Origin of the sequence: Sphingomonas sp. LH128 (assembly GCF_000293195.2) — a bacterium.
GTDB lineage: Bacteria > Pseudomonadota > Alphaproteobacteria > Sphingomonadales > Sphingomonadaceae > Novosphingobium > Novosphingobium resinovorum_A.
This window is the reverse complement of the sequence record NZ_ALVC01000314.1, coordinates 1-3,926: the sequence shown is the minus strand read 5'-3', so window position 1 is coordinate 3,926 and position 3,926 is coordinate 1. Positions and strand designations below refer to the sequence as shown.

At 65.3% G+C, this 3,926-nt stretch carries 6 protein-coding genes; 2 read left to right on the top strand and 4 right to left on the bottom strand.

All coding sequences use genetic code 11. The features are described from left to right. Window positions 1-268, top strand: a 268-nt coding sequence (locus tag LH128_RS34080; RefSeq protein ID WP_008832051.1) for a hypothetical protein, incomplete at its 5' end; no start/stop codon positions are given. 276 nt (window positions 269-544) lie between these two features. Beyond that, window positions 545-970, top strand: coding sequence for a TIGR01244 family sulfur transferase (locus tag LH128_RS22795; RefSeq protein ID WP_008832050.1), 426 nt, complete (start codon window positions 545-547; stop codon window positions 968-970). A 48-nt stretch (window positions 971-1,018) separates the two neighbouring features. Here the strand turns inward: LH128_RS22795 and LH128_RS22790 are convergent, their stop codons facing one another. The 4 genes from LH128_RS22790 to LH128_RS22775 all read right to left on the bottom strand — a co-directional run. Next, entirely contained in the window at window positions 1,019-1,357 is a 339-nt protein-coding gene (locus LH128_RS22790; RefSeq protein ID WP_008832049.1) for a P-II family nitrogen regulator, read from the bottom strand. Between the two features lie 178 nt (window positions 1,358-1,535). After that, window positions 1,536-2,846, bottom strand: a complete 1,311-nt coding sequence (locus LH128_RS22785) for an ammonium transporter (protein WP_008832048.1) — start codon at window positions 2,844-2,846, stop codon at window positions 1,536-1,538. Between the two features lie 14 nt (window positions 2,847-2,860). Beyond that, a complete protein-coding gene (locus LH128_RS22780) occupies window positions 2,861-3,199 on the bottom strand; it encodes a P-II family nitrogen regulator (protein ID WP_008832047.1) in 339 nt (112 codons plus the stop codon). Window positions 3,200-3,361: 162 nt separating this feature from the next. Continuing rightward, window positions 3,362-3,926: endonuclease/exonuclease/phosphatase family protein (locus tag LH128_RS22775; protein WP_008832046.1), on the bottom strand; the 565-nt coding region annotated here is incomplete at its 5' end.

Here is a 3,926-nt window from a genome sequence, read left to right as displayed (position 1 = left end):
CACCGCCGCCGAAGCCGCCGCCACGGTTACCACCGCCGAAGCCGCCACCGCCGCCGAAGCCGCCGCGATCACCGCCGCCACCGTAGCTGCTGCCGCCGCCGCCGAAGCCGCCGCGGTCACCGCCGCCGAAGCCGCCGCCACCGAAACGGTCACCGCCACCGAAGCGATCTCCGCCACCAGCGTAGAACGGATCGAACTCGTCTTCTCCGCCCCGCTTATTGTCGCGTCCCCTTCCGCGACGACCTCTATCAAAACCCATGTCTACTAGCGTACCTTCGCTGCGCCCCAGAAGTATTCGTCAGGCGGGCGGACGATCCACGCCAAACGTCAGGCAAGCGACCGGGCTAAGGCCCGGCCCTCTCCTGCGAACATGACTCTTACACGACTCCAAACGCGATGGCGAACGGAAATGCGGGGTCCTTGCAGCGCTTCACGACGAATTAGCGGTTTTTAAGCGACGAATGGGCTTGCCTGATTGCCCCGAAGCGGCTTGAAGGCCGGTTTCCGGCACCGCCCGGCCGCTCGACTACGGGAGAATGCGCAGATGTTCCGCCAGATTACCGAGACCGTCTTCGCCAGCCCGCAGATCGACGTCGCCATGATCGCCGAGGCCAAGGCACTGGGAATCGTACGGATCGTCAACAATCGCCCCGAAGGCGAGAGCGAGGACCAGACCCCCGGCGACGCCATCGCAGCGGCGGCCCGGGAAGCGGGAATCGACTACGTCGCGATTCCCGTGACTCACGCAGGGTTCAGCCAGGCGCAGGTCGATGCCATGGAGCAGGCCCTCGACGTCGAGGGGCCGGTGCTCGCCTATTGCCGCTCGGGCACGCGCTCGACGCTGCTGTGGGCGCTGGCCCGCGCCAAGGCCGGTGACAGCCCGGCGGTGATCGCCTCGAAGGCAGCCGGCGCAGGTTATGATGTCAGCCCGGTGCGCCAGTTGATCGAAATGCTGTCCGCCGGTCGCTAAGCCGAATACGTCCGAGCGAGCGATCCATAATATGGGCGCCGCCAAAAGCTAGAGCGCGTCGTCTCCTTGCTCGCCGGTGCGGATTCGCACGACTCGATCGAGCGCGAACACGAAGATCTTGCCGTCGCCGATCTCGTCGTTGTTGGCGTGTGCGCGGACGATGTCGATGACGCGCGGCGCCATCTCGTCGGTCACCGCGATCTCAAGCCGCAGCTTGGGCAACATGCTCGAGGTATACTCGGCGCCGCGATAAACTTCGGTCTGCCCTTTCTGGCGGCCGTGCCCGCTGACTTCCGAAACCGTCAGGCCCGACACGCCGGAAGCAGCCAGCGCCTCCTTCACTTCGGTGAACTTGAACGGCTTGATGATGGCCGTGACGTACTTCATGCGCGTTCCCCCACTCGTCACCCCGCTGAAACAGCATCCCACAAGTCGCATGCATAAAAAAGGGGCCGGAGCGGCTGGCTCCGGCCCTTTGAAGGTTGTGTTCGCAGGAGGAACATCGGTTGGCGACGACGGGAGGGAGGAGAGGAGGAAGTTCCCGCCGCCGCCAAACTGGAGATTCTTAGTTGTAGGCGCGCTCGCCGTGCTCGCCGATGTCGAGGCCGTCGGCTTCGACTTCGGGAGTGACGCGCAGGCCGGTGACTGCCTTGGCGATGAAGATCGCGATCACGGTGCCCACGGTCGCGAGGACCACGGTGGCGAGGACCGCCTCGATCTGGATCACCAGCTGCGGGCCGATGGCGAAGTCCGCCTTGCCGGGGCCGCCGAGCGACGGGGCATAGACGATGCCGGTGCCGATGGCGCCGACGATACCGCCGATGCCGTGGACGCCGAATGCATCGAGCGCGTCGTCATAGCCGAGCATCGGCTTGAGCTTGCTGACCGCGAAGAAGCAGATGATCGAAGCCACAGCGCCCAGGATGATGGCACCAAACGGACCGGAGTTGCCCGCTGCCGGGGTGACCGCGACGAGACCGGCGACGACGCCCGAGCAGAAGCCCAGGGCCGAACCCTTGTGACCCGCCAGACGCTCGGCGAGCATCCAGAACAGGCCTGCCGAAGCGGTGGCGACGAAAGTGTTGATCATGGCGAGCGAGGCCGCGCCGTTGGCCGAGAGCGCCGAACCGGCGTTGAAGCCGAACCAGCCCACCCACAGCAGGCCGGTGCCCACCATGGTCAGCGTCAGCGAGTGCGGCGGCATCGGCTCGGCCGGGAAGCCCTTGCGCTTGCCGAGGATGATCGCGGCGACCAGCGCCGAGACACCGGCGTTGATGTGGACGACGGTGCCGCCCGCGTAGTCGAGCGCGCCGAGGCCGAAGAAATAGCCGGTCGGTGCCCAGACCATGTGCGCGATCGGGAAGTACACGATCGTCAGCCAGACGACCGCGAAGACCATGACCGCCGAGAACTTGATACGCTCGACCGTGGAGCCCAGCACCAGCGCGACGGTGATCGCGGCGAAGGTCATCTGGAAGCAGGCGAAGACGTATTCGGGAATGGTGCCCGAGACCGAATCGGGGGTGACGCCCGCGAGGAACGCCTTGCCGAAGCCGGCAACGAAGGCGTTACCACCCTCACCGAAGGCCATCGAGTAGCCGTACATGACCCAGATGAGCATGGCGAGCGAGGCCGCGGCGCCGATCTGCGTCATGGTTGAGAGCATGTTCTTCGAGCGGGTCAGACCGCCGTAGAACAGCGCGAGGCCGGGGAGGATCATCAGGAAGACGAGGACGGTGGACGTCATCATCCAGGCGGTGTCGCCCTTGTCGACGGTCGGCACGGCGTCCTGGGCGAAGGCGGCGGTGGAAACGGCGAGCGACGCGAGCGTCGCACCAATTCCGCCGGAAACCTTGGCAAAAATCTTGCGGTTCATCGTGAAAGCTCCCCTCAGAGCGCGGTGTCGCCAGCCTCGCCGGTGCGGATGCGCACGGCCGAAGCAAGGTCCAGGACGAAGATCTTGCCATCACCGATGGCCTCGGTGCTTGCGACCTGCTGGATCGTCTCGACGATCTTGGGTGCCAGATCGTCAGGTGCAGCGACCTCGATCTTCACCTTGGGCAGCATGTTGGTCGAGTACTCGGCGCCGCGGTAGATCTCCGTCTGACCCTTCTGGCGACCGAAGCCCTTCACTTCCGAAACGGTCATGCCGGCGACGCCAATGCCCCCCAGCGCCTCCCGCACTTCGTCCAGCTTGAAGGGCTTGATGATGGCTATGATGAACTTCATGCCTATCCCCTGTTAGCCACCGGCCCCAGCGCCGGCTAACAGGATACTAAGCAAGGGGTGTGCCAGTTTACCGATCAGCAAGAATCAGTGCTGATTCAACAGGTGGATAAACCGTAGATCGCGCCGGAAGCACGCAACGTCGCCCGATTCATGGGCAGTTGCCTAAATTTTAGGCAACACAAGCGAGGCACAGACCGGGAGATGGTCGGAGCCTATCGCCGATAACGGGCTGTGGTGCACATTGGTTCCCACGACTTCCCACTCGGCGGACACGACGATCCGATCGAGCAGTGCCATCGGCCGCCGGGACGGAAAGCTCCGGCCCGGCGCCAGCACCTGCCAGCCCACGCCGAATTCACGAAGGCATCCGCCGCGCTGCGCCCATTCATTGAGGTCGCCCATCATCACGGTCGGCACGCGCTCGGCGCAGTCGGCGCAGTGGGATAGCACCGAACGAACCTGATGCCGCCGCCGGATGCCCGAGAGATCCAGGTGCATGCCAACTACCCGCAGGCGCCTGCCCTCGATCAGGAGGTCCGCCCGCACGGCCCCGCGCGGCTCCAGCACCGGCAGCGGCACCGGCGCCGCCTCGACGATGTCGATACCTTTGCGCACGAGGATCGCATTGCCATGCCAGCCGAGGCTGTCCGGCTTCATCGACATGGGAACAGCGACATAATCGGTAGCGGCGTGGATCGCCTCGAGCGGCAGCACCGCCCTACGGCGG

Coding starts and splice junctions, on each gene's coding strand:
- LH128_RS22785 (WP_008832048.1), bottom strand. CDS start 2,846: ATGAACCGCAAGATTTTTGCCAAGGTTTCCGGCGGAATTGGTGCGACG.
- LH128_RS22795 (WP_008832050.1), top strand. CDS start 545: ATGTTCCGCCAGATTACCGAGACCGTCTTCGCCAGCCCGCAGATCGAC.
- LH128_RS22790 (WP_008832049.1), bottom strand. CDS start 1,357: ATGAAGTACGTCACGGCCATCATCAAGCCGTTCAAGTTCACCGAAGTG.
- LH128_RS22780 (WP_008832047.1), bottom strand. CDS start 3,199: ATGAAGTTCATCATAGCCATCATCAAGCCCTTCAAGCTGGACGAAGTG.